This is a genomic window from Paramesorhizobium salinisoli, from assembly GCF_003335045.1.
Classification (GTDB): Bacteria; Pseudomonadota; Alphaproteobacteria; order Rhizobiales; family Rhizobiaceae; genus Paramesorhizobium; species Paramesorhizobium salinisoli.
This window is the reverse complement of record NZ_QOZG01000003.1, coordinates 408,457-430,808: the sequence shown is the minus strand read 5'-3', so window position 1 is coordinate 430,808 and position 22,352 is coordinate 408,457. Positions and strand designations below refer to the sequence as shown.

Sequence of the window (22,352 nt, the reverse complement as noted above, 5' to 3'; positions counted from 1 at the left end):
GCCCTCCCTCAATTTCCATGTGTTTTCCGCTCAAGCGGCGATGCCCAGCAAGCCTGTGAAGAGCGCGCGCCCGTCAAGGCCGCCATGCGCGGCTTCGATCAGGTTTTCAGGATGCGGCATCATGCCGAGCACATTGCCGCTTGCGCTGACGATGCCGGCGATGTCGTTGAGCGAGCCGTTCGGATTGGTGCCCTCGGCGTAGCGGAAGGCAACCTGGCCTTCGCCTTCGATACGCTTCAGCGTCTCATCATCGGCAAAGAAATTGCCGTCGTGGTGGGCGACGGGACAGCGAATGATCTCGCCCGGAGCATAGCCGCGGGTGAATGCGGTGTTGGCGTTGCTCACTTCGAGCTTCACTTCGCGGCAGACGAATTTAAGCGATGCATTGCGCATCAGCGCGCCGGGCAGGAGACCGGCCTCCAGCAGGATCTGGAAGCCGTTGCAAACGCCCATGACCATGACGCCTTTTTCCGCCTTCTCGCGCACTGCCTTCATGACCGGCATACGGGCGGCAATGGCGCCGCAACGCAGATAGTCGCCATAGGAGAAGCCGCCGGGGATAACGATCAGATCGACATCGGGAATATCCGTGTCGGTCTGCCAGACGGTTTCGGGCGCCTTGCCGGAAATCTTGGTGAGGGCCGCGATCATGTCGCGGTCGCGGTTAAGGCCGGGGAGAAGGACGACAGCTGATTTCATGGGTGCGGCTCAAACCTTGCTTGTGCTTCCGCCAATTCATGGAGATCGATACGATCAAGACGGTTTTTAATATGGGCGACGGTGCCACGCAGACTGGAGTTCATGGAGCAAGTCTTGCGAGATCTCAGCCATGCACCTCTCCAGATTGCAACCTCTATGCGATCTCCACACTATAATCTTCGATCACAGTGTTGGCGAGAAGCTTGTCGCACATCGCCTTGATGCGGGCTTCGGCCTCGTTTTTGTCCTTCGTGTCGAGTTCGACATCGAAGACCTTGCCTTGGCGCACGGCGTTGACGCCTTCGAATCCGAGGCTGTCGAGTGCGCCGACGATGGCCTTGCCCTGGGGGTCGAGAACGCCGTTCTTCAATGTAACGGTGACGCGTGCCTTGATCACTGTGCTATCCTGCTGGAATTCTGCTTTGGAGTTGAAATTGCCGGCCCCGAATGCATCTCGCCTTCGGGGCCGGATATCCTATTTGACCAGAACCGGGCCCACAGGGCGGGGCGGCTCGTTCTCGTTCATGATGCCGAGACGACGCGCCACTTCCTGATAGGCCTCGACGAGGCCGCCCATGTCACGGCGGAAGCGGTCCTTGTCCAGCTTATCGTTGGTCTGGATATCCCAGAGCCGCGCCGAGTCGGGCGAAATCTCGTCGGCGACGACAATGCGCATCATGTCGCCTTCCCACAGGCGTCCGCACTCGATTTTGAAATCGACGAGTTGGATGCCGACGCCGAGGAACAGGCCGGAGAGGAAATCATTGACGCGAATGGCGAGCGCCATGATGTCGTCGATTTCCTGCGGACTGGCCCAGCCGAAGGCGGTGATGTGCTCTTCCGACACCATCGGATCGTCCAACGCATCGGCCTTGTAGTAGAACTCGATGATCGAGCGAGGCAGGACAGTGCCTTCCTCGATGCCAAGCCGCTTGGAGAGCGAGCCGGCCGCGACGTTGCGGACGACGACCTCGAGCGGGATGATCTCGACTTCCTTGATCAACTGCTCGCGCATGTTGAGCCGTCGGATGAAGTGCGTCGGAATGCCCATGCGGTTGAGCTGGGTGAATATGTGTTCGGAAATGCGGTTGTTGAGCACGCCTTTCCCGTCGACCACTTCATGCTTCTTTTTATTGAAAGCTGTAGCGTCGTCCTTGAAGAACTGAATCAAGGTTCCAGGCTCGGGGCCTTCATAAAGAATCTTGCCCTTGCCCTCGTAAATACGGCGGCGACGGTTCATGGATTTTCCCAGATGTCTGACCTATCGGAACGGTCTCGCTGACCGCAGTGTTCGCGCGCTACCTATAGCAAATGGCCGCTTTTCACAATCATGCTTTACGCCGCTCCTCTCGTTTTTCGTTAGGAAGCTCCTGAGTCGCCCCATGAGTCGTCTATGCGGCAATCTCCGATTGATCTTGCGCGTCTCTTTTGATTTAGACAAGGAGACACCATATCGAACTCGGATTCGGAAACAGAAAACCAGCGCTTGGAGTTAAATGATGACCGGGATGGACGATCGCAAGGATGCCTTCGAAAACAAATTCGCCCATGATGCTGAATTGAAGTTCAAGGCAGAGGCGCGGCGCAACAAGCTTCTTGGCCTATGGGCTGCGGAGAAGCTGGGCAAAACCGGCGATGAAGCCGCCGCCTATGCCAGGGAAGTCGTGGCGGCCGACTTCGAGGAAGCGGGCGACGAGGACGTTTTCCGCAAGGTCCGCGGGGATTTCGATGCGGCCGGCGTAGGGGAAACCGATCAGCAGATTCGCCGCACCATGGAAGAGCTTCTCCGCGAAGCGGTTCGCCAGATCCAGGAAAACTGAGTTTTCGCATCGCAACTGACAAAACCGCCTTTCGGGGCGGTTTTTTGTTGGCTTAAACAGTTGAGACGCATAGGTTCTCCCGCATCTTCATGGATTTCTGCAGGATTTACAGTATGTCGCTTGCTTCCCGTCTTCGTTCAGGTGAAACCTTGCTCTCCGCCTGGTCGGCCCTGCCGGAACCGCTGACGATCGAGGCGGTGGCGCGGACGGCGTTCGATGCTGTTACGCTCGACATGCAGCATGGCGGCCATGACGAGCAAAGCGTGCTGCGCGGCCTCGGTCTCATCCTGGCGCTCGGCAAGCCGCCAGTGGTGCGGATTCCTGTCGGACGCTTCGACATGGCGAGCCGCGCGCTCGATTTCGGCGCGGAAGCCGTTATCGCGCCGATGATCAACAGCGTCGAGGATGCGCAGCGTTTCGCGGCTTCCATGAAATATCCGCCGGTCGGCGAACGTTCCTGGGGGCCGTTGCGCGCCAATATCGGCTACGGCGAGCGCGGGTCGAACGATTATCTGACCAATGCCAACCGCGAGTCGCTCGCCTTTGCCATGATCGAGACACGGGCAGCGTTCGAGGCGCTCGACGGTATTTTGGGCGTGCGCGGCATTGACGGGATTTTCGTCGGGCCCAGTGATTTCTCGATCGCCTGGAGCAATGGCCGCGAGTCCAATCCGGGCTCCGAGGCGCTGGTCGAACCGTTAACGGAAATCGCCCGAAAGACAGCGGCTGCCGGCAAGCTTGCGGGTATTTACGCGATCAATCCCGGATTTGCGCGGCGCTATGCCCCGCTCGGATACCGTTTCATCACCGTTTCGCACGACACGAGCTACATCCAGATGGGCGCACAGGCGCTGGTCGATGCGATCAAAGCCTGAAAAGTTCAGAGTCTCGACAGGAACTGCGCGAAGACCATGGAACCCTCCGGCCACGGGCCATGGCCGGATTCGGCGTTGATATGGCCGGATTCGCCGGCATCGATGAAGAGTGATCCCCAGGCGGAGGCGATCTCTTCGGCCACTTCATAGCGGCTGAAAGGATCGTTGCGGCTGGCAATGGTGACCGATGGAAACGGCAGGGGATCGCGCGGGTAGGGGCCGAACGTCATAAGATGGCGTGGCCTGATCGTGGGGTCGGCGACATCGGGCGGCGCGACGAAGAATGCCCCTTTCACCTTGTCCTTGATCTCGGGGAGGGCGTGGACCGCGGTTGCGACACCCAGAGAGTGTGCAACGAGGACAATGGGATTTGTCGCTTCGTTGGCCGCCTTGACAACCTCGGCCACCCAGTCCTCGCGTACCGGTTTGGTCCACTCCGCCTGCTCGACGCGCCTGGCGGTCGACAGCTTCGCCTGCCATCGCGTCTGCCAATGGTCAGGGCCGGAATTGGTATAGCCCGGGATGATGAGAATATCGGCGTCTTTGACTTTCATTGCTCTCATTTAAAGGGCTGTTTCCTGGTCTTCAAGACGCTTGTCGAAGCATTCGCGCTTGATCGGTGAACAGCTTGTTCGCTGAAAGGCGCCTTGTCCGATGCCGCGTTTGTGGCGATCTATGCTGCAACGAACGGAGACAGAGATGAGTGACGTACCTTTCGCGGTCACAACGCCGATCCGCGTTGCCAAGGTTGGATTGAAGGCAAAGGATGCCGAAAGCCTTGCCGCCTATTATCAGGACATCGTGGGCCTGAGGGAAATGGCGCGACGCGGCAGCATTATCGTGCTTGGCGCTGGCGACCGTGAGCTGCTTGAAATCGAACAGTTTTCCGCTGCCCGGCCGGACGATCCGCGCAGCGCCGGATTGTATCACACGGCATTTCTCCTGCCGTCGCGCGGCGATCTCGCCCGCTGGTCGCGACAGGCGATCGACCGGCATCTGCCGATATCGGGGGCTTCCGACCATCTGGTCAGTGAGGCCATCTACCTGACCGATCCTGAAGGCAACGGCATCGAGATCTATGCCGACCGGCCGCAGGATGCATGGCAGTGGAACGGTTCGGAGATCACGATGTCCACCAGGCAATTGAATGTGCCGGATCTGCTCGGTGAACTGGAGCGGGATACGCGCGCATGGGGTGGGGCGCCGGCGAATACGGTCATCGGCCATGTGCATCTGCGTGTCGGGAATGCCGCCGAGGCGGAAAGCTGGTGGCACCGGGAGCTTGGCCTCGACACGGTGCATACCTACGGCGACAAGGCGGTGTTTCTTTCAACCGGCGGCTATCACCATCATATAGGCGCCAATTCCTGGCAAAGCCCGCGCGCCGGCAAGCGCGACAGGGATCGCACTGGGCTCGCATGGATAGAGCTTGAGGACACGCGTGGCGGGACGTCGAAATCCTTCGAGGATCCGTGGGGAACCGCTATCAGAACCGTCGCGGCCTGAGACGGATGATCCTCGGCCCGAATATATTGATCATCAGGCCGAAGAAGATCAGCAACGAGCCAAGAGCCGCCTGAGGACCAAGACGTTCGCCAAAGACCAGCGCTGTCGATCCCATGCCGAAGACCGGGATCAAAAGCGCAAACGGGGTGACCATGGCCGCCGGATATTTGCGCAGCAGGAAGACCCAGGCGGTGAAGGCAAACACGGTCGTCGGCCAGGCGAGAAAGGCAATCGAGCCGAAGCCGATGAGCGAGGGAAGATGCGGCGGCAAGCCGAATGTCGTGCCTTCGAAGATCGCCGACAGGACGAACAGCGGCACTGGTGCGGCGAGCGACGACCAGAGCACAAAGGGCAGCATTTTCTTGGGCTTGGCCGCCTTGGCGATGACATTGGCAGTGCCCCATGCGGCTGCCGAGACAAGCACGAGGAGGAACGGCATGAGCGGCGCGCTTTCGACCCTCGACCAGCCGATAAGACCGATGCCGGCGAGCGCAACCGCGGCGCCGGCAATCTGCGCCGGGCCCGGCCGTTCGCCGAAGAGGACGGCCGAGATGAGAATGGTGAAGAACACCTGCATCTGCACGACGATGGAGGCAAGTCCTGCCGGCGCGCCGAGAGAGATCGCCACGAACAGCAGACCGAACATGACCACACCCTGCATCATGCCGTAGGCGATCAGCCAGTGCGCGCCCACATCCGAACGCCCGACGAAGAAGACCAGCGGCACGGCGGCAAAGAAGAAGCGATAGCCGGTCAGAAGGAGCGGCGGTATCTCGCCGACGCCTGCCTGGATAGCGACGAAGGCGAAGCCATAAGAGGCTGCAACGAGAATAGCGAGCAGGATATGCTTCAACGGCACGGGGAAGCCTCCCGTTCAGCCGAACACTCGCCGGAAAATCGTGTCCACATGCTTGGTGTGGTAGCCCAGGTCAAACTTCTCGCGAAGCTGTTCTTCCGAGAGGGCGGCGCGGACATCCCGGTCGGCGAGAAGTTCTTCCAGAAAATCCTTGCCCTGTTCCCATACCTTCATGGCATTGCGCTGGACGAGCCGGTAGGAATCCTCGCGGCTGACGCCGGCCTGGGTGAGTGCCAGAAGCACACGCTGCGAATGGATGAGGCCGCGGAATTTGTTCATATTTTTGAGCATGTTATCCGGATAGATCACCAGCTTCTCGATCACGCCCGCGAGACGGTTGAGCGCGAAATCGAGGGTGATGGTGGTATCCGGACCGATGGCGCGCTCGACGCTCGAATGCGAGATGTCGCGCTCGTGCCAGAGCGCCACGTTTTCCATCGCCGGGATAACCGACATGCGCACCAGACGGGCGAGGCCGGTCAGGTTTTCGGTCAGGACCGGGTTGCGCTTGTGCGGCATGGCCGACGAGCCCTTCTGGCCCGGTGAGAAGAATTCTTCGGCCTCCAGCACCTCGGTACGCTGCATATGGCGGATTTCGATGGCGATGTTTTCGATCGACGAGGCGATGACGCCGAGCGTTGCGAAGAACATGGCGTGACGGTCGCGTGGGATCACCTGCGTGGAAACCGGCTCCGGCTCAAGGCCGAGCTTAGCGCAGACATGTTCCTCGACGCGCGGATCGATATTGGCGAAGGTGCCGACCGCGCCTGATATGGCGCCGGTGGCGATTTCGGCGCGTGCTGCGACGAGGCGGGCGCGGTTGCGCTCCATCTCGGCATAGAAGCGCGCAAAGGTCAGCCCCATCGTAATCGGCTCGGCATGGATGCCGTGGCTGCGGCCGATGCGCACCGTATCCTTGTGCTCGAAGGCGCGCTTTTTCAGCGCGGCCAGCACGCGATCCATGTCGGCGATGAGGAGATCGGCGGCGCGGACGAGCTGAACGTTGAACGTCGTATCCAGCACGTCGGAGGAGGTCATGCCCTGGTGCACGAAGCGCGAATCCGGGCCGACGAATTCCGCAAGGTGGGTCAGGAAGGCGATGACATCATGCTTGGTTTCGCGCTCGATCTCATCGATGCGGTCGATATCGAACTCGGCCTTGCCGCCTTTTTCCCAGATCGTCCTCGCCGATTCCCTGGGGATGACGCCCAGCTCGGCAAGCGCATCGCAGGCATGGGCCTCGATCTCGAACCAGATGCGGAATTTCGTTTCGGGAGACCAGATGGCGACCATTTCCGGCCGCGAATAGCGCGGGATCATGTTTTCTTCCTGTAGCGGGAACCTGTCTGCCGTGGGCAATAACAGACGCGAGGTGATCACTCAACGTATTATGTCTTCGGGCCGAGGCGCTAGCGTTTCGTGACGGCGAGCCAGCGATGATTGGGGCCCTCGAAGCCGATACTGCGCACCGCTACGAGGATCGCGCCAGCAGGCGGCCCCTGCACGTCATGGGTGATTTGCACGGCGCCGATGCTATAGCCCAGCGGGCAGGCGCGGCTTGCCGGGATGTTCTTGTCCTCATGCAGCAATCGGGTCTTCCCGTTCGGCGCGGGGTCGATTTCCACGAGGCGAAAACCCTTCATCTCGCCCAAATCCGCGCTCAAATCCTTGCATGGTGCAGGCGGGGCCAGCGGAATTTCGCTCAGACGGTATTCAAGCGGCGCGTCGATGGCCGGGAAGACCGGGCGGGGATTGACGACGACGCGGAACGGATCGGCGGAAAGCTCGGTCACCGGGTTGGAGGCGACGGTTTTACCGGCATGGGCGCGAAGCTCGTCGTCGCCGACATGCGCTGCCGTCTCGCCCTTGCCGCGCGCTTCCCGGCGCGCCTCATCGATCGTCGCGTCGTCGCGGTCGATCACTATGCGCACCGGCGTTCCAGGCAGGAAGCTGTCATTTTCCGTCGAGATATAGAAACGGTTTGCATAAGGAAAGCCAGAGCCGTCCTGGATGCCGGACTCCTCAAAGGCGAATATCCCGCCGTCCTTGGAAAAGCCAATTATATCAAGGCTTGCCGCGTCTCCGGCATGGGCGGCACAGGCTCCTGAAACCAGGAGAGCCAAGGCGGCGAGATTGGTCCGCATTCACGTTATCCCTTCCCTGCGTTCGATGCCGCCGCGCGGATGGCGTCGACATTGGCGCGGTAGGACTCGACGGAGCTTGCCCCAGAACTGGCCTTGTAGATCGCGGAGCCTGCGACGAGCACGTTCGCGCCGGCCCGACCCACTGAGGCGGCCGTTTCCGCGGTGATCCCGCCGTCCACTTCGATGTCGATCGGCCGATCGCCTATCAGGGCCTTAATACGGCGGATCTTGTCAAGCGTGGCGGGGATGAATTTCTGCCCACCGAAGCCCGGATTGACGGTCATGACGAGGATCAGGTCGATATCGTCGAGCACATATTCGATGACCGATTCAGGCGTTGCCGGATTGAGCGCAACGCCGGCTTTCTTGCCGAGGGCGCGGATCGTCTGCAGCGAACGGTGGAGATGCGGGCCCGCCTCGGCGTGGATGGTGATGATGTCCGAGCCCGCCTTGGCGAAGGCTTCGAGATAGGGATCGCAGGGCGCGATCATCAGATGCGTGTCGAAGACGGCTGTGGTGAGCGGGCGTATCGCCTTCACCACCTCGGGGCCGAAGGTGATATTGGGCACGAAATGCCCGTCCATAACGTCGATATGGATCCAGTCTGCGCCCGCATCGAGGACATCGCGGACTTCCTGGCCAAGCTTCGAGAAATCCGAAGCGAGGATCGAGGGCGAAATAACGAGGGGACGCGGCATGGTGCACTCCGGGAAAGAATTACCTGCGCCGTTACCACACGGCGCAGGCCGGCTTCAACCGGCAATGGCGTGGCGGTCGTTACGCCCGGACCGCGATAATGGATTTGTTCAGTCCCATCATCTTTTCATGGGTGATTACGGCGTCCTTGAAGAGGAACCGCATCTGGCGGGTCGAGATGATGCTGTGGTGCTTGATGATGTCGCGCGCTTCCTCGTAATTGTCGATACGTTTGAAGAAGCCGAGGGGAACGCGCTGAATGAGCGCTATCCGAACACTTTCGGGAAGATACTGGAATCCCGGGGTGCGGAAATGCGGCTCGTAGGGAAACCAGTAGTTCGGCGTCTGCACATAATAGCGCTTGGCGAGGCGCCTGGTGTTCTCGGCGAACTGGATCATTCGGTTCCAGTCGCCGACATGCTCGATCACCGAATTGGAGTGGACGACATCAAACTCCTGGCCGGCAAGAAGGTCAGGGCTTGCGGCATCGCCTGCCAGAGATGTGAAAAGGGCGGTATCGCGTACCGGCTCCTGCTCCAGATTGACCATTGTGATCTTGATGCGGTGCTTGTTGCGATTGATGAAATCCTCGCCAATCAGCCAATAGGTTTCGGTGCCGCCAAGATCGAGAATGCGTGCTTCGCCGCGCTCCTTCAGCGCATCTTCGATAAGGGCCTGTACTTTGGCGAAGCGGCGCGCGCGGAAATTGAACTCCATGCTCGTGCGGTCCGTATAGGGATTTCTGGTCTTGGTATCCTCGGCGGCGGCGCGCTTGTCGTCAGACATTGCATTCACTTTCTCTCGTTGCCCGTCCCATATAGTTATCAGGGAGACTTTTGGGGAGAAATATTTGCCGGAAGGTAAATGAGGCGGGTCTCGCGATGTCGATCGGGCACAATATGCGTCCGCCGGGAAAATTTACCTGCCGTTCCGGCTGGTCCATGCCGGAAACAAGTCTCCGGCCGCCGATTGCGCCGCGAAGACGCCGCGCGCGATGGCGCGGGCCATGGTCGAGGCGGCGGCGGCGCAGAGGTCGATGAAATCGTCGAGTTGTGGCGAGGTGCCACTTGTTCCCGTTGCCAGCGCGAAGACCAGATCGCCGTCGAAGGGCGTATGTGCTGGCCAGATCGCGCGGGCAAAGCCGTCATGGGCCGATACGGCGAGACGCTTGGCCTGCGCCTTGGTCAGGACGGCGTCGGTGGCGATGACGGCGATGGTGGTGTTTTCGAGCGGCGTGGCATCGCGGAATTTGAGCGCGACCCCGGCGGCGTCCGCGGGCAGGGGATGCGGCAGGCCGAGGCCGCCGAATTCGGCATCCATTTCGAAGGGCGCGGCCCAGAAATGACGGCTTCGGCCCACCGTGACCGAGCCGATCGCGTTGACGGCGGCAAGCGCGCCGATCGTGATACCGCTGTCGAGAATGGTGGAGGCGGAGCCGAGCCCGCCCTTCAATCCGCTGACGAGCGCGCCGATACCGGCGCCCGCCGTGCCGATGGCAAAATCCTGCGCGGCGTTTGCCACGGCTTCGTAGCCGAGCTCGCGATAGGGCGGATAGCGGCCCCAGGCCTTGTCGCCGCCATTTCTCAGGTCGAAGAGGATGGCGGCGGGGACGATGGGGATGCGATGTCCGCCGACCTCGAAGCCGATGCCGCGCTCCCGCAATGCCGCCTGCACGCCGGAAGCCGCATCAAGGCCGAAGGCGGAGCCGCCCGACAGGACCAGCGCGTTGATCGTCTCGACGATATTCTGCGGCTCCAGAAGATCTGTCTCGCGGGTGCCCGGAGCGCCGCCCAAAACCTGTACGGCGGCGGTAGCAGGCCTGTCGCAAAGGATGGCGGTGACACCACTCTTGATATGCTGGTCCCCGGCGTTGCCGACACGCAGACCCTCGACATCGGTGAGGAGATTGCGTGGTCCGGGTCTCAGCGCCATCACTGCGCCTCTGGTATGAAACGGCTGCCGTCATAGCGGAACAGCCTATAGGGATTGTCGCTCCGGTTGCCGCTTTCATCGAAACGTATCTCGCCGAGTACGGTCGTGAATGTCCTGCTGCGCAGTATAGCCAGCGCCGGCTGCTTTCCCGCCTCCGCCGCCATGACCGCCTCCATGGCGATCTGCAGGGAGGCATATCCCGGCACGGCATAGCCCTCGACCGGTCGTCCGGCGCCGCGGATCGCGGCCACGGCCGGCGCCGCCGAGGGAAGGGTTTCAGCCTCCGGCGCGGCGATCATCAATGTGCCGGGCGCCAGGTCTACGCCGCCGGATGCGGCTCTCAGCGCTTCGTCGCTGGCGATTTCCAGCGGATAGTTCAGCTTGGCGGCGGCACTGGCGATTGCCGCCGCGTCGCCGCGCTCGCCACCGATGAAGACTTGGGTGGCGCCGGCGCGCCGCAGAAGCGCCACGAGCGCGCTCTGGTTGTCGAGACCCGGGCGGTAGGTGTCGGTATAGACGGGTTTCAGTCCTTTCGCCTCGATGGCGGTGCGAACGCCATGCGCCAGTTCGCGCCCACGGATCGTCCCATCATCGATGATGGCGAAAGGCTTGTCGCGCCAGTGATTGGCAAGGATTTCACCGGCTGCGGCGGCCTCCCGGTCGCTCGGCAGGGCGAGGCGGAAGACGGGCAGGGGCTCTTTCGCGCGTCTTTCAGTCAGACCACGTTCGCGGATGGAAGGGGTGAGGACGGGAATGTTTTTTTCGGCAAGGAGCGGTAGCGCCGCCTCCAGTGCTTCGGTGCAGAAAAAGCCGGTGACGATCCGGACTCCTGCCTTGATGAATGTCTCTGCTGCCGCGGCTCCGCCCTCCGCCGAACATTTGTCATCGACGACAATGGGCGTGGCCGTCGTTCCGGGGGGCGCCATCGTCGTCGCGAGATGCGCGCCGTCACTCAATTGCTGTCCCAGAAGCGCGAAAGGACCGGAGAGCGGCGCCGCAACGCCCACACGCATGTCCACCGCGGCAGCGGACGTCACAGCCGGAAAAGATAGAGCAAGGCTCAAAAACATCGTTCGGAGAAGCGTTAAATGCTTCATTCGGCTTTGTTAGTCCCTAAAGTTCACTATGTAAGCGGGTAGCGGTTTCCGTTCGACTGTGCAATGCCAAACGCTTATGTTCAGAAGCACATACCGAGAGGCATGCCCCGCAGACCTTACAGACCATGCCCACAGACCATGAAAGTGAAAACGTGCTCTACGTGAAGGACAATACGCAGAAGACGCCTGTCATCGATCCACTTTCCTATCGCAATGCCATGAGCCACTTTGCCGGCGCCGTGCATGTGGCGACGACGGATGGTACTGCCGGGCGGCGCGGTGTGACGATCTCCGCGACTTGCTCGGTTTCGGACGATCCGGCAACGGTACTGATCTGTCTCTTGCGCGGGCATGAGCAGAACAGGCTCTTCATCGAAAATGGCGTCTTTGCGCTCAACACGCTGGCGGCGGAACATCGACCGCTTTCGGAAGCGTTTTCGGGCCGGCTGGCGTTGTCGCAGGACGAGCGTTTCGCGCTGGGCAAATGGGAGACGCTGCAGAGCGGCGCACCGGTGCTCAAGGACGCGCTTGCCGTTTTCGACTGCCGCCTCGTGAGCCAGCAGGACCACGCGACGCACCATGTGCTGTTCGGCGAGGTCGTTGGTCTCAGGATGGGCGAGCACGACCAAGCGCTGGTCTATCTCAACCGCCGCTATCACGCGCTGGATTTGTAAGCGCCTGAAACGTACGGGAGGGGGAGCATGAAGATTGAACCGAAGGTGTTTCTGGCGGCACTCTGTCTTTTGCTCCTGCCGGTTCCGGCCCAGGCTCAGCTCGCACCCTACAAGGATGATTATTTTGCATATCCCGGCATTTTGAAAACTGCCGACAATGAGGATTATCTCGTCGTCGATTATTCCGAGATGCGCGATATCAACGGGCGCGATGCGACGCCGGAGAAACGGGTCAAGGACGCCTATGTCTCATTAACGCCGAGGCGTTCGCAGAAAGATCTGACCATCAAGACTCAGGCGGGACCGGTGAAGGCGCTGGCGGTGGGCAAGATCGCGGGCAATGCTTCGGTCATCGTCATTTACCTGCACGGGCAGGGCGGCAACCGGCTGCAGGGCATGAACGACTATACCTTCGGCGGCAATTTCAACCGGCTGAAGAATTTGATGGCGCGGAACGGCGGGCTTTATCTCTCGCCGGATTTCAGCGATTTCGCCGACAAGGGCGAGGCGGAGATCGCCGGATTGATCGCGCAGGCAAAGGCATCGTCGCCCCGCGCACCTATCATCGTAGCCTGCGGCTCGGCGGGTGGGGCGCTGTGCTGGCGCATGGCGAGCGATCCAGCGGTCGCGCGGGATCTATCGGGTCTCATTCTTCTCGGCTCACTCTGGGACGACGCTTTCCTGTCTTCGCCGGCCTTCAAGCGGCGAGTTCCCGTATTCTTCGGCCATGGTAGCCGCGATCCTGTTTTCCCCGTGGAGAAGCAGGAGGCCTTTTATCGCGGGATCCGCAAGGCCGCGCCCGGTTATCCCGTCCGCTTTCACCGATTCGAGACCGGAAATCACGGAACGCCGATCCGGATGACCGATTGGCGCGGTGCGATAAACTGGATACTGGGCGCGCAGCCCAAATAGGTTGTGGAGTGATTCGAAAATCTTCTCCTGTGGCTGCCACACCACTCGACAATCGGGGAAAACCGAATAGTTTCCGGGCTTATATCAATTTCCATCGCTTATGAGGTTTAAGCCATGCGTGCTTGCGTCCGGACCGGGACACGTATTCTCCTGTTAACCATGCTGGCGCCGCTTGGGGCCTGCGCGATTACGTCGGGGGAGCCGTCTTCCACGTCTTCGAGGCCGACGATCAATCCCTTGCCACGTTTCATGCCGCAGCCGTTGCGCACGCAGGTAGATCCGGAACTTGCCCGTCCCTGCATTGCGGCGGCGGCCGACAAATATTTCCTGCCGGAAAGCGCTATCTCAGCCGTCGATTCACGCTCGGCAGGCGACAACACGGCGGTCAGCCTGAAGGTCGATTTGCGCACTGCGCTCTGCACGGTCAGCTCGAGCGGAACTGTGCGCTCGGTCGTCGATACCTCGCCGAAGAGCGCCGACCAGGCTGCAGCCGAGGAAGCCGCGCGCAAGCGCGATATGGCTCCGGCGGCCAAGCCGGCTATGAACAAGAAGAAAAAGAACAGCTAAAACGGCTGTTTTTTAGTGAGATTTGGGAAAAGGCGGGACGAAGTCCCGCCTTTTTGCTGTTTCTGAAGCATGACTTCATGATTTTCAGGACGTTGGGCGGCCTTCGCCGTACCAGCGCGGCGTATAGACCCACTCGCTGCCATCGTTCCTACCAAAGCGCTGCGTCGTCGATGAGCCGATGATGACGACGGTGCGCATGTCGACCTGATCGGGCGTCAATTCGCCCAGGCTCGTTGCCGAAACCTTTTCACCCGGTCTGCCGACATCGCGTCCGAGTACGACAGGCGTCTGCGGCTCGCGATACCTGCGGATGATGTCGAGCGCCTGTCCGAGTTGCCAGGGGCGGGCCTTGGAGATCGGATTATAGAACGCCATGGCGAAATCGGCGCGCGCGGCAAGGTCGAGCCGCTGCTCGATGACGGACCAGGGCTTCAGATTGTCGGAGAGGGACAGAATGCAGAAATCATGGCCGAGCGGCGCGCCGATACGGGCGGCGGCGGCCATTGCGGCGGATATGCCGGGGAGAATCACAAGCTCGACGCCATGCCATGCGGGATCGCCGGATTCATGCAGCGCTTCCAGGACCGCCGCCGCCATGGCGAAGATGCCGGGATCGCCCGACGAGACCATCGCGACCGAACGGCCGGAGGCCGCCAGTTCGAAAGCATGGCGCGCGCGATGCATCTCCTCGCGGTTGTCTGTCATATGCTGCACCTGATCCGGCCTGAAGGGACCGGCCATGCGCACATAGGTCTCGTAACCCAGAATATCCTCGGCGCGCTGAAGCTCCTGGCGAACGGCGGGGGGCATCAGGAGGGGATCGCCCGGCCCGAGCCCAATCACGGCGAGCCGACCGCGCTTGTGGCCTGTCGAGACGAGATAGAGAAGTTCGTCGGCCTCCGGCTCGCGGCTTTCATCGGTCACGGTGATGGTCAGCGTGGCGTCCGGATCAAACGGCAATCTTGCGTTGGATATCCATGGCGCGTCCCCGACGAGTCTCACCTTTTCACCTGACAGGAGATCGGAGATGAATTTCTTGCCGGCCTCGGGATTAGCCAGCGTATAGCCTGCGGGGGGATGCAGCAGATTGGTGCCGAAGCGCAGTTCCCCTGTCGTGGTGATGGCGGGGACAACATTGAATGCGGCGGCGATGCGCCGCGCCAGATCGTTGACGCCGCTCAAGCCCCCCAGGAGCGGCACCACGGCGCTGCCGTCTTCCGCGACGGCCAGGACAGGCGGTTCCGCCCGCTTGTCCTCCAGAAGCCGCGCCAGCGCCCGTATGACGATGCCTGCGGCGCAGATGGCGATGATTGGACGCCCAGCCTCATAGAGGTCGCGCAGCGCGCCGCCGAAATCCGAAAACGGGATATCCGCCTTTTCGACGCGCGACTGAAGCCCGAAAATGTCCGCTTCGCCAAGAGCCGACCTGATGCGTTCGGCGGTTTCGATGCTGTTTTCGCCCAACACCAATATGGCGGGGCGGGCGATCTCTTCGCGATGCATCAGCCGTTCCACTTCTGGCCGGGCACGAGGATCAGCGAGAAATAGGGCGATTTATCCGGGTCCACTTCGGCGAGCGGCAGGATACGCTGCGCTGCCATCGTGGCCCGCTCGACGTAGAGCGCGCGGTCGATCAGACCAAGTCCCTCCAGAACGCCGCGCACCTTACAAAAATTCTGGCCGAGCTTCATGATGACCGCGGCTTCCGTATCGGCAAGACGACGCTTTAACTCGCCGGCGTCGAGAACGCCGGATAGAATGGTGAGCGTCTGGTTGCGATAGGCGACCGGCGCACCGAGGACGGCGGCGGCACCGAGAAACGAGCAGACGCCCGGCACCACCTCGGTCTCGTAGCGATGCGCCAGCCGGTCATGAATATACATGAAGGAGCCGTAGAAAAGCGGATCGCCCTCCGCGATCACAGCGACATCGCGGCCGCTGTCGAGATGAGCGGCAAGCGTGCCTGATATCTCGGCATAGAAATCGCTGACGATTTCTTCGTAATTCATATGCGGCGGCAGCTTCTCCGTGGTCACGGGATAGACGAGCGGCACCAGGATCTGCTCCGGCGACAGATATTCCTCGACGATCGACAGCGCGTTGCCCTTCTTGCCCTTGGCCGCGTGATAGGCCACGACCGGTGCAGCCTTCAGGCGTTTCAGGGCCTTCAGCGTGATGAGTTCAGGGTCGCCGGGGCCGACGCCCAGACCGAAAAGCCGTCCGGGTCTGGCCATCATTCGCGCTCCGTGGCAAGCGCATTGATCGCGGCCGCCGCCATGGCGCTGCCGCCGCGCCGTCCGCGTACGATGACGAAGGGAACGCCACGGCTGTCTTCGGCAAGCGCATCCTTCGATTCCGCCGCGCCGACGAAGCCGACGGGGAAGCCGAGGATCAGCGCCGGTTTCGGCGCGCCTTCATCGAGCATTTCGAGCAGGCGGAACAGCGCCGTCGGCGCATTGCCGATGGCGACAACACTGCCTGCCAGATAGGGCCGCCAGAGTTCGAGTGCGACGGCGGAGCGGGTATTGCCAAGCTCTTTCGCCAATTGCGGCACGGAAGGATCAGAAAGCGTGCAGATGACCTCGTTACCGGCGGGCAGGCGCGCGCGCGTGACGCCCTCGGCCACCATGCGCGCATCACAGAGGATCGAAGCCCCGGCGGCGAGCGCTTTCCGCCCGGCTTCGCCCGCGCCTTGCGAGAAGATCAGATCATCGACCACGTCCACCATGCCGCTCGCATGGGCGACACGCACGGCGAGCTTTTCCAGATCTGCGGGAATGCGGGAAAGGTCCGCTTCGGCGCGGATGATCGAGAAGGAACGGTCATAGATCTGCTGGCCGTCTTTGATGTAGTCAAGCATGGGCGCTCCCGGCATGTTTTTTGTCAGGAAGGGGATAGACGCTTGTCCAGCAAGCGCCCCGCTTCCTCGATTGTGATGTTCGCCGCCAATAGCCGTCCAAAGCGCGATGGTCCAGCCGTGGCGCGCAAAAAGAGGTCATAACGCCCGGGCGACACGGCGACCAGCGTGGCCGGGGCAGGGCGGATGGAGGCGCAGGATTTGGCGCAGCCGGTCAGGTGAACCGGCGCTGCCTTGCCGTTCTTCAATAGTTTCGCCAGCTTTGCGCCATCGGCCTGGGTGTCGGCAAATGCAGAGGCGCAGCCATTCGAGCCGGAGCAGGCGATCATCGAGGCAAGCGGATCGGCGGGATCGCTGGCGAGGCCGATGGGATGCATCCGCCTGAGAATATCGTCGGCGCGGTCGGTAGTGAGATCGGGCAGAAGTACGCTTTGCCATGGGGTCAGCCGGATCTGTCCGCCATTGGCTTCGGTGGCGAGATCGGCCAGCGCGCGCAGGTTCTCCGGGGTAAGCCGTCCGAGCGGTGCGGCTGCACCGGCATAGGCGAAACCTTGCTGTCGCTGGCGATGGCTGCCCAAATGCGCGAAAGGGCGCGGCGCGGCGCGGCGCCAGTCTGACGCGTGTTCCACCGGGAAAGCCAGGCGAAGGCGGAGCCTTTCGAGAATGTCCGATACCGGCATTTCAGCCAGAAGATGCTTCATGCGAGCGACGCCCGCTCGTTCTGCGCTCAATTCCAGGAAGAGATCGAGGAGGCTGGTGACGAGCGCAGTGGAATTTTCGGCAGCGACCATGCCGAGGGCGGGCTGATCGTCCACCGCAACCGGAGGGCAGGAGGCGAGGCCGAAGGCGAAGTGTTCGCCATCCTGTGTCGCCGCAAGCCAGATATCGCTGGTGTGCCGGACTATGGCGCAGGCCTCGCCGCCATCGAGGAGGAGAGAGAATTTCGGCGAAAGTGCATAGTAGGCTGGTGTTATCTGCAGTGTTTCCAGCAATCGTTCGGCAAGCGGGATGGTGTCGAAGGTCTGGGCCTCGTCGATACCGGCGGTCGGATTGACCATGACATTGCGGACGTCGTCGCCCTCGGGGACGAGAGGGCCGAGACCGGCTCCCGTAAGCGCCATAATCACCTGATCGGAATCGTTTTCGTCAATCCCACGCAGTTGCAGATTGGCGCGATTGGTGATCTCGACGATGCCGTTGCCATATCTATCCGCGACATCGGAGATTGTCCGCGCCTGATCCGCGACAAGCCGGCCGCAGGAGAGCTTGACGCGGCAGATATGTCCGTCCGCCGCCTGATTCATGCGGAAAAGGCCGGGGCAGGCGGATCGCCTTTGTGCTCTATCGGCTTTGGGTGCGATATTTTGCACGGTGCTATTCTTCATTCGAAATTCCATCCGGGCCTTTATACGCCGCCCCGCTTGCCCTCGCCACAGCCAAACCGTATCAACGACAAATCAACGTCTATCCGAAACAAAACAACGGGCAAGGTCTGGAAGCGACATGACGCCATGGCTGACGATTATCGGCATCGGGGAAGATGGCGTCGAGGGATTGGGCCGCGCCGCGCGAGAAGCTCTTGCCGCCGCCGTGGTCATCTTCGGCGGGAGGCGGCATCTCGATTTTCTCGATGACGGCATAAGGGGAACACGGGTTCCCTGGCCGACGCCCTTTTCCCTGGGCATCGACATGATCGCGTCGCATCGTGGCGAGGCGGTCGTGGTGCTGGCGAGCGGCGATCCCTTGTTCTACGGCATGGGTGCGACGCTGACGCGCCATATCCCGGTGCAGGAGATGCGCATCCTGCCGTTTCCATCCTCGTTCTCGCTTGCCGCAGCGCGCATGGCGTGGCCATTGCAGGATGTGACCCTCTTGAGCGTGCATGGCAGGCCGCTGGAGATCATCCATGCCCATATCCAGCCGGGCAATCGGCTGTTGATCCTCAGCAATGACGGGGAAACGCCGGCTGACATGGCAAGGCTCTTGAAAGCGCGCGGGTTTGGCGAAAGCAGGCTCACCGTTCTGGAGCATCTGGGCGGGCCAAGGGAGCGCCGCTTCGAGGGGACCGCGAGTGGCTGGGCGCATGAGCGCGCCGCCGATTTGAATGTCCTTGCGGTCGAATGCCGGGGGGAGGCGGAGGCCATGGCCTATCCGCTGTTGGCGGGACTGCCGGATGACGCCTTCGAGAATGACGGCCAGTTGACCAAGCGCGACGTGCGCGCCGCGACGCTTGCCCGGTTGGCGCCGATGCCGCGCGCGCTTCTTTGGGACGTGGGAGCGGGTTGCGGCTCCATCGGCATCGAATGGATGCGCGCGCATCCGACCTGCCGCGCCATCGCCATCGAGGCGCATGCGGGACGGCAGGCGATGATCGAGCGCAATCGTCTGGCGCTCGGCGTGCCCGGCCTCGAACTCGTCGGGGGAGAAGCGCCGGCCGCTCTGCAGGGGCTGGAAGCGCCGGATGCCGTCTTCATCGGCGGGGGCTTTACGGATGAAGGCGTGGCGGAAGCCTGCTGGCGGAGCCTCAAGCCCGGCGGGCGCTTCGTCGCCAATGCGGTGACGATCCAGAGCGAGGCGATGCTGGTTCAATGGCAGAAGCAAGTCGGCGGCGAGCTGACGCGGCTTTCGATGGCGCAGGCCGGGCCGCTGGGTGGTTTCGATGTCTGGCGGCAGGCATTGCCGGTGACAATGCTGATGGCTGTAAAGCCTTTGTAACAGGCAGAGCATTCGCATTGATAAAACATGACTTGTATTGTCATGTTACATCGGGCTAATCCTTGCGCACCGTATCGGGATATCTCCGGGAGTTAGCCTTGCAGCACAGCCGTTTGAGCGCCACCGCGCGCGTTACGCTTTCAAAACCCGACCTCATCATGGGCAAGCTTCTCGAACATTTCGCGGAATATGCTGACATTTCAAGATCGGATGGGAGGGGCCAGATTGCGCTGTCTTATGGGCGTGCGATGATCGAGGCCGACAGCGATAGTTTGACTTTCCATGCGGAAGGCGAGGACGATAGCGGGCTTGCCTATATGAAGCACGCCATGGCCGAGCATGTGCTGGAATTTGCCCATGACGAGACGCCGAGGATCGTGTGGACCGGCGACGGTGCCGTGGGCTCGCCGCTGCCTTATTTCCGCGAGATGCGCGTCGTGTCCGCCCGAAATGTGACCCCACATATGCGCCGGGTGACGTTGCGCGGCAGGAATCTCGAGCGTTTCGCGCGTGGCGGGCTGCATGTCCGCCTGTTCTTTCCGCCGAAGGGCGTGGTCGCGCCGCAATGGCCTGTTACCGGCGAGGACGGGCGGCCGCTCTGGCCGGATGGCGAGATGAAGCTTACCAACCGTGTCTATACAATCCGTAATATCGACGTCGCGAAAGGCGAGGTGGATATCGATATCGTCCTTCATGAGGGGGACGAGACGCCGGGCTCTTCCTTTGCGCTCAATGCCGGCGTGGGCGATCCGGTGGGGATGACCGGGCCCGGCGGTGGAAGCATCGGCGAGGCGGACTGGTATCTGCTGGCCGGTGACGAGACGGCGATTCCAGCCATCGGCCGTATTCTGGAAGACCTTCCGGCCCATGTGAAGGCTGTGGTGCGCGTCGAGGTGGACAGCGCCGCCGAGGAGCAGGCGCTACGCTCCGACGCTGATGTGGATCTCGTCTGGTTGCACCGTAAAGGGCAAGGAGCGGGAACGACCACGCTTCTGGCCGATGCGGTTCGAGCGGTTGAATTTCCGGATGAGGGAACGCGCCTATTTGCCTGGGCGGGCTGCGAATTCGCCGCTTTCCGTGCTATCCGCAGTTACCTGCGCAAGGAGCGCAAGCTCGACAGGCAGGATCATCTTGTCGTGGCCTATTGGCGCCACGGCTTCGATGGCGACAATGCAAGGCGTGACAAAGAAGAAAGCAATTGATATCCGGCGATACCCTGTCGGAGAGAAATCAGGTCAGTTATATGCTCCGCCGGTTCTTTTCCTATTACAGGCCCTACAAGGGCCTGTTCCTGCTCGATTTTGGCTGTGCGGTGCTGTCGGGGCTTCTCGAACTCGGCTTTCCCATGGCCATCAAGCTGTTCATCGACCATCTCCTCCCGGGACAGGACTGGGTGCTGATCCTGCTCGCGTCCGCCGGGCTTCTCATGGTCTATCTCGTCAACACCGGGCTGATGGCGGTCGTGACCTATTGGGGCCATATGCTTGGCATCAATATCGAGACGGAGATGCGGCGCAAGCTCTTCGATCATCTGCAGAAACTCTCCTTCCGTTTTTATGACAACAACAAGACCGGTCATCTGATCGCCCGTGTCACCAAGGATCTGGAGGAAGTGGGCGAGGTCGCGCATCACGGGCCGGAAGACCTCGTCATCGCCCTCATGACCTTCCTCGGCGCCTTCGTGCTGATGTTTACGATCAATGTGCATCTGGCGCTGATCACCATCGCCGTCGTGCCGCTGGTGGCGTGGCTGACCAGCCGCTATGGCGGGCGGATGACGCAGACCTGGCAATCGCTTTATGGCCGCATCGGCGATTTCAATGTGCGCATCGAGGAGAATGTCGGCGGCATGCGCGTCGTGCAGGCCTTCGCCAACGAGGAATATGAGCGCAGGCTCTTCGCGCGCGACAACAGCCGCTACCGCGAGATCAAGCTCGACGCCTATCGCATCATGGCGGCGAGCACCTCGCTCTCCTACATGTCGATGCGGCTGACGCAGCTCATCGTCATGCTGGCGGGGACGTGGTTTGTGCTACACGGTCAATTGACCAATGGCGGCTTCATCAGCTTCCTGCTGCTGGTCGGGGTGTTCATCCGGCCGGTCGAGAAGATCAATTCGGTCATCGAGACCTATCCGAAGGGCATTGCCGGGTTCCGCCGCTACACCGAGCTTCTGGATACCGAGCCGGATATCGTCGATGTGCCTGACGCCGTCACCGTTTCGGGTCTGAGCGGCGATATCCGCTATCGCGGCGTCACCTTCGGCTATAGCGCCGACAGAAAAGTGCTGCACGATATCGATCTCGACATCCGCGCGGGCGAGACGGTCGCTTTCGTCGGTCCGTCCGGGGCGGGGAAGACCACGCTGTGTTCGCTCCTGCCGCGCTTCTACGAGATCGAAGCGGGGGAAATAACCATTGACGGCGTGGATATCCGCCGGATGACGCTTGCCTCGCTGCGCAGCCAGATTGGCATCGTGCAACAGGATGTGTTCCTGTTCGGCGGCTCGATCCGCGAGAACATCGCCTATGGCCGGCTCGATGCGGGCGACCGGGAGATCGAGGCGGCGGCCCGGCGCGCGCGGCTCGACACGATGATCGCAGGCCTGCCCCAGGGCTATGACACCATTATCGGCGAGCGCGGCGTGAAACTGTCGGGCGGGCAGAAGCAGCGCCTAGCGATCGCGCGGATGTTCCTGAAGAACCCGCCGATCCTCATTCTCGACGAGGCGACATCGGCGCTCGATACCGAAACCGAGCGGGCGATCCAGCAATCGCTTGCCGAGCTTTCGGCGGGACGCACCACGCTCGTCATCGCGCACCGGCTGGCGACGATCAGAAATGCCGACCGAATCGTCGTGGTGGATGAAACCGGCGTGGCGAAACAGGGCAAGCACCGCGACCTGATTGCTGCGGATGGGATTTATCGCCGCCTGCATGATGCGCAGTTTGATCTGACGGGGAGCTAAGGCCTTTGCGCTTCTATTTAAAGATAGATGGAGT

General features: G+C 61.6%; 23 protein-coding genes and 1 pseudogene. 9 read left to right on the top strand and 15 right to left on the bottom strand.

Features of this window, described 5'->3' with window-relative positions; genetic code table 11:
* Positions 1–30: 30 nt before the first annotated feature.
* The 3 genes from purQ to purC form a co-directional block, all read right to left on the bottom strand.
* Positions 31–699: a phosphoribosylformylglycinamidine synthase subunit PurQ gene (gene purQ / locus DUT91_RS09025; protein ID WP_114440026.1), complete on the bottom strand. Its 669-nt coding sequence runs from the start codon at positions 697–699 to the stop codon at positions 31–33.
* A gap of 154 nt (positions 700–853) precedes the next feature.
* Entirely contained in the window at positions 854–1,096 is a 243-nt protein-coding gene (gene purS / locus DUT91_RS09020) for a phosphoribosylformylglycinamidine synthase subunit PurS (protein WP_114440025.1), read from the bottom strand.
* 78 nt (positions 1,097–1,174) lie between these two features.
* Positions 1,175–1,939, bottom strand: a complete 765-nt coding sequence (purC, locus tag DUT91_RS09015) for a phosphoribosylaminoimidazolesuccinocarboxamide synthase (protein ID WP_114440024.1) — start codon at positions 1,937–1,939, stop codon at positions 1,175–1,177.
* Between the two features lie 256 nt (positions 1,940–2,195).
* On the opposite strand from purC, the gene DUT91_RS09010 reads away from it, so the two are divergent.
* Positions 2,196–2,519 carry a DUF1476 domain-containing protein gene (locus DUT91_RS09010; RefSeq protein WP_114440023.1) on the top strand — a complete coding sequence of 108 codons (324 nt, stop codon included), beginning with the start codon at positions 2,196–2,198 and terminating at the stop codon, positions 2,517–2,519.
* A gap of 113 nt (positions 2,520–2,632) precedes the next feature.
* Positions 2,633–3,394 (top strand): HpcH/HpaI aldolase family protein, encoded by a 762-nt coding sequence (locus DUT91_RS09005; RefSeq protein WP_114440022.1) that lies wholly within the window; start codon positions 2,633–2,635, stop codon positions 3,392–3,394.
* 5 nt (positions 3,395–3,399) lie between these two features.
* Here DUT91_RS09005 and DUT91_RS09000 read toward each other — a convergent pair whose 3' ends face one another.
* Complete coding sequence (locus DUT91_RS09000; protein ID WP_114440021.1) at positions 3,400–3,948, bottom strand: RBBP9/YdeN family alpha/beta hydrolase; 549 nt, start codon at positions 3,946–3,948, stop codon at positions 3,400–3,402.
* A gap of 100 nt (positions 3,949–4,048) precedes the next feature.
* Here DUT91_RS09000 and DUT91_RS08995 point away from each other — a divergent pair, with 100 nt between their 5' ends.
* Positions 4,049–4,900 (top strand): VOC family protein, encoded by an 852-nt coding sequence (locus tag DUT91_RS08995; RefSeq protein ID WP_114440020.1) that lies wholly within the window; start codon positions 4,049–4,051, stop codon positions 4,898–4,900.
* On the opposite strand, the gene DUT91_RS08990 is transcribed toward DUT91_RS08995, so the two are convergent.
* The 7 genes from DUT91_RS08990 to DUT91_RS08960 form a co-directional block, all read right to left on the bottom strand.
* Entirely contained in the window at positions 4,881–5,759 is an 879-nt protein-coding gene (locus DUT91_RS08990) for an EamA family transporter (protein ID WP_114440019.1), read from the bottom strand. The genes DUT91_RS08995 and DUT91_RS08990 overlap by 20 nt on opposite strands.
* A gap of 15 nt (positions 5,760–5,774) precedes the next feature.
* On the bottom strand, positions 5,775–7,076 hold the full coding sequence (gene purB / locus DUT91_RS08985) for an adenylosuccinate lyase (RefSeq protein ID WP_114440018.1): 1,302 nt from the start codon (positions 7,074–7,076) through the stop codon (positions 5,775–5,777).
* 89 nt (positions 7,077–7,165) lie between these two features.
* The gene (locus tag DUT91_RS08980) at positions 7,166–7,900 is read right to left on the bottom strand and encodes a DUF2259 domain-containing protein (RefSeq protein WP_114440017.1); all 735 of its coding nucleotides are present in this window, start codon (positions 7,898–7,900) and stop codon (positions 7,166–7,168) included.
* 5 nt (positions 7,901–7,905) lie between these two features.
* Positions 7,906–8,598, bottom strand: coding sequence for a ribulose-phosphate 3-epimerase (rpe, locus tag DUT91_RS08975; protein WP_114440016.1), 693 nt, complete (start codon positions 8,596–8,598; stop codon positions 7,906–7,908).
* Between the two features lie 79 nt (positions 8,599–8,677).
* A complete protein-coding gene (locus DUT91_RS08970) occupies positions 8,678–9,382 on the bottom strand; it encodes a class I SAM-dependent methyltransferase (protein WP_114440015.1) in 705 nt (234 codons plus the stop codon).
* A 132-nt stretch (positions 9,383–9,514) separates the two neighbouring features.
* Complete coding sequence (locus DUT91_RS08965) at positions 9,515–10,528, bottom strand: P1 family peptidase (RefSeq protein ID WP_114440014.1); 1,014 nt, start codon at positions 10,526–10,528, stop codon at positions 9,515–9,517.
* The gene (locus DUT91_RS08960; protein ID WP_245419639.1) at positions 10,528–11,541 is read right to left on the bottom strand and encodes an ABC transporter substrate-binding protein; all 1,014 of its coding nucleotides are present in this window, start codon (positions 11,539–11,541) and stop codon (positions 10,528–10,530) included. The genes DUT91_RS08965 and DUT91_RS08960 overlap by 1 nt, the downstream gene beginning before the upstream one ends.
* A gap of 302 nt (positions 11,542–11,843) precedes the next feature.
* Here DUT91_RS08960 and DUT91_RS08955 point away from each other — a divergent pair, with 302 nt between their 5' ends.
* The 3 genes from DUT91_RS08955 to DUT91_RS08945 all read left to right on the top strand — a co-directional run bounded on the left by DUT91_RS08955 (position 11,844) and on the right by DUT91_RS08945 (position 13,778).
* A complete protein-coding gene (locus tag DUT91_RS08955) occupies positions 11,844–12,299 on the top strand; it encodes a flavin reductase family protein (RefSeq protein WP_245419661.1) in 456 nt (151 codons plus the stop codon).
* A 27-nt stretch (positions 12,300–12,326) separates the two neighbouring features.
* On the top strand, positions 12,327–13,211 hold the full coding sequence (locus tag DUT91_RS08950; RefSeq protein WP_114440011.1) for an alpha/beta hydrolase family protein: 885 nt from the start codon (positions 12,327–12,329) through the stop codon (positions 13,209–13,211).
* A gap of 114 nt (positions 13,212–13,325) precedes the next feature.
* Positions 13,326–13,778: a hypothetical protein gene (locus DUT91_RS08945; protein ID WP_425373764.1), complete on the top strand. Its 453-nt coding sequence runs from the start codon at positions 13,326–13,328 to the stop codon at positions 13,776–13,778.
* Between the two features lie 84 nt (positions 13,779–13,862).
* On the opposite strand, the pseudogene cobJ reads toward DUT91_RS08945, so the two are convergent.
* The 4 genes and pseudogenes from cobJ to cobG all read right to left on the bottom strand — a co-directional run.
* A pseudogene (cobJ, locus tag DUT91_RS08940) lies at positions 13,863–15,131 on the bottom strand (precorrin-3B C(17)-methyltransferase); the annotation flags it as partial.
* A gap of 149 nt (positions 15,132–15,280) precedes the next feature.
* A complete protein-coding gene (locus DUT91_RS08935) occupies positions 15,281–16,012 on the bottom strand; it encodes a precorrin-2 C(20)-methyltransferase (protein WP_114440009.1) in 732 nt (243 codons plus the stop codon).
* A complete protein-coding gene (locus DUT91_RS08930; RefSeq protein ID WP_114440008.1) occupies positions 16,012–16,638 on the bottom strand; it encodes a precorrin-8X methylmutase in 627 nt (208 codons plus the stop codon). Before DUT91_RS08930 ends, DUT91_RS08935 begins: the two co-directional genes overlap by 1 nt.
* 23 nt (positions 16,639–16,661) lie before the next feature.
* A complete protein-coding gene (cobG, locus tag DUT91_RS08925) occupies positions 16,662–18,020 on the bottom strand; it encodes a precorrin-3B synthase (protein ID WP_114440007.1) in 1,359 nt (452 codons plus the stop codon).
* 118 nt (positions 18,021–18,138) lie between these two features.
* On the opposite strand from cobG, the gene cbiE reads away from it, so the two are divergent.
* From cbiE to DUT91_RS08910, 3 genes are all read left to right on the top strand, one after another.
* On the top strand, positions 18,139–19,350 hold the full coding sequence (cbiE, locus tag DUT91_RS08920; RefSeq protein WP_114440006.1) for a precorrin-6y C5,15-methyltransferase (decarboxylating) subunit CbiE: 1,212 nt from the start codon (positions 18,139–18,141) through the stop codon (positions 19,348–19,350).
* Between the two features lie 98 nt (positions 19,351–19,448).
* A complete protein-coding gene (locus DUT91_RS08915) occupies positions 19,449–20,552 on the top strand; it encodes a siderophore-interacting protein (protein ID WP_114440005.1) in 1,104 nt (367 codons plus the stop codon).
* Positions 20,553–20,593: 41 nt separating this feature from the next.
* Entirely contained in the window at positions 20,594–22,318 is a 1,725-nt protein-coding gene (locus DUT91_RS08910) for an ABC transporter ATP-binding protein (protein WP_114440004.1), read from the top strand.
* Positions 22,319–22,352: the final 34 nt, after the last annotated feature.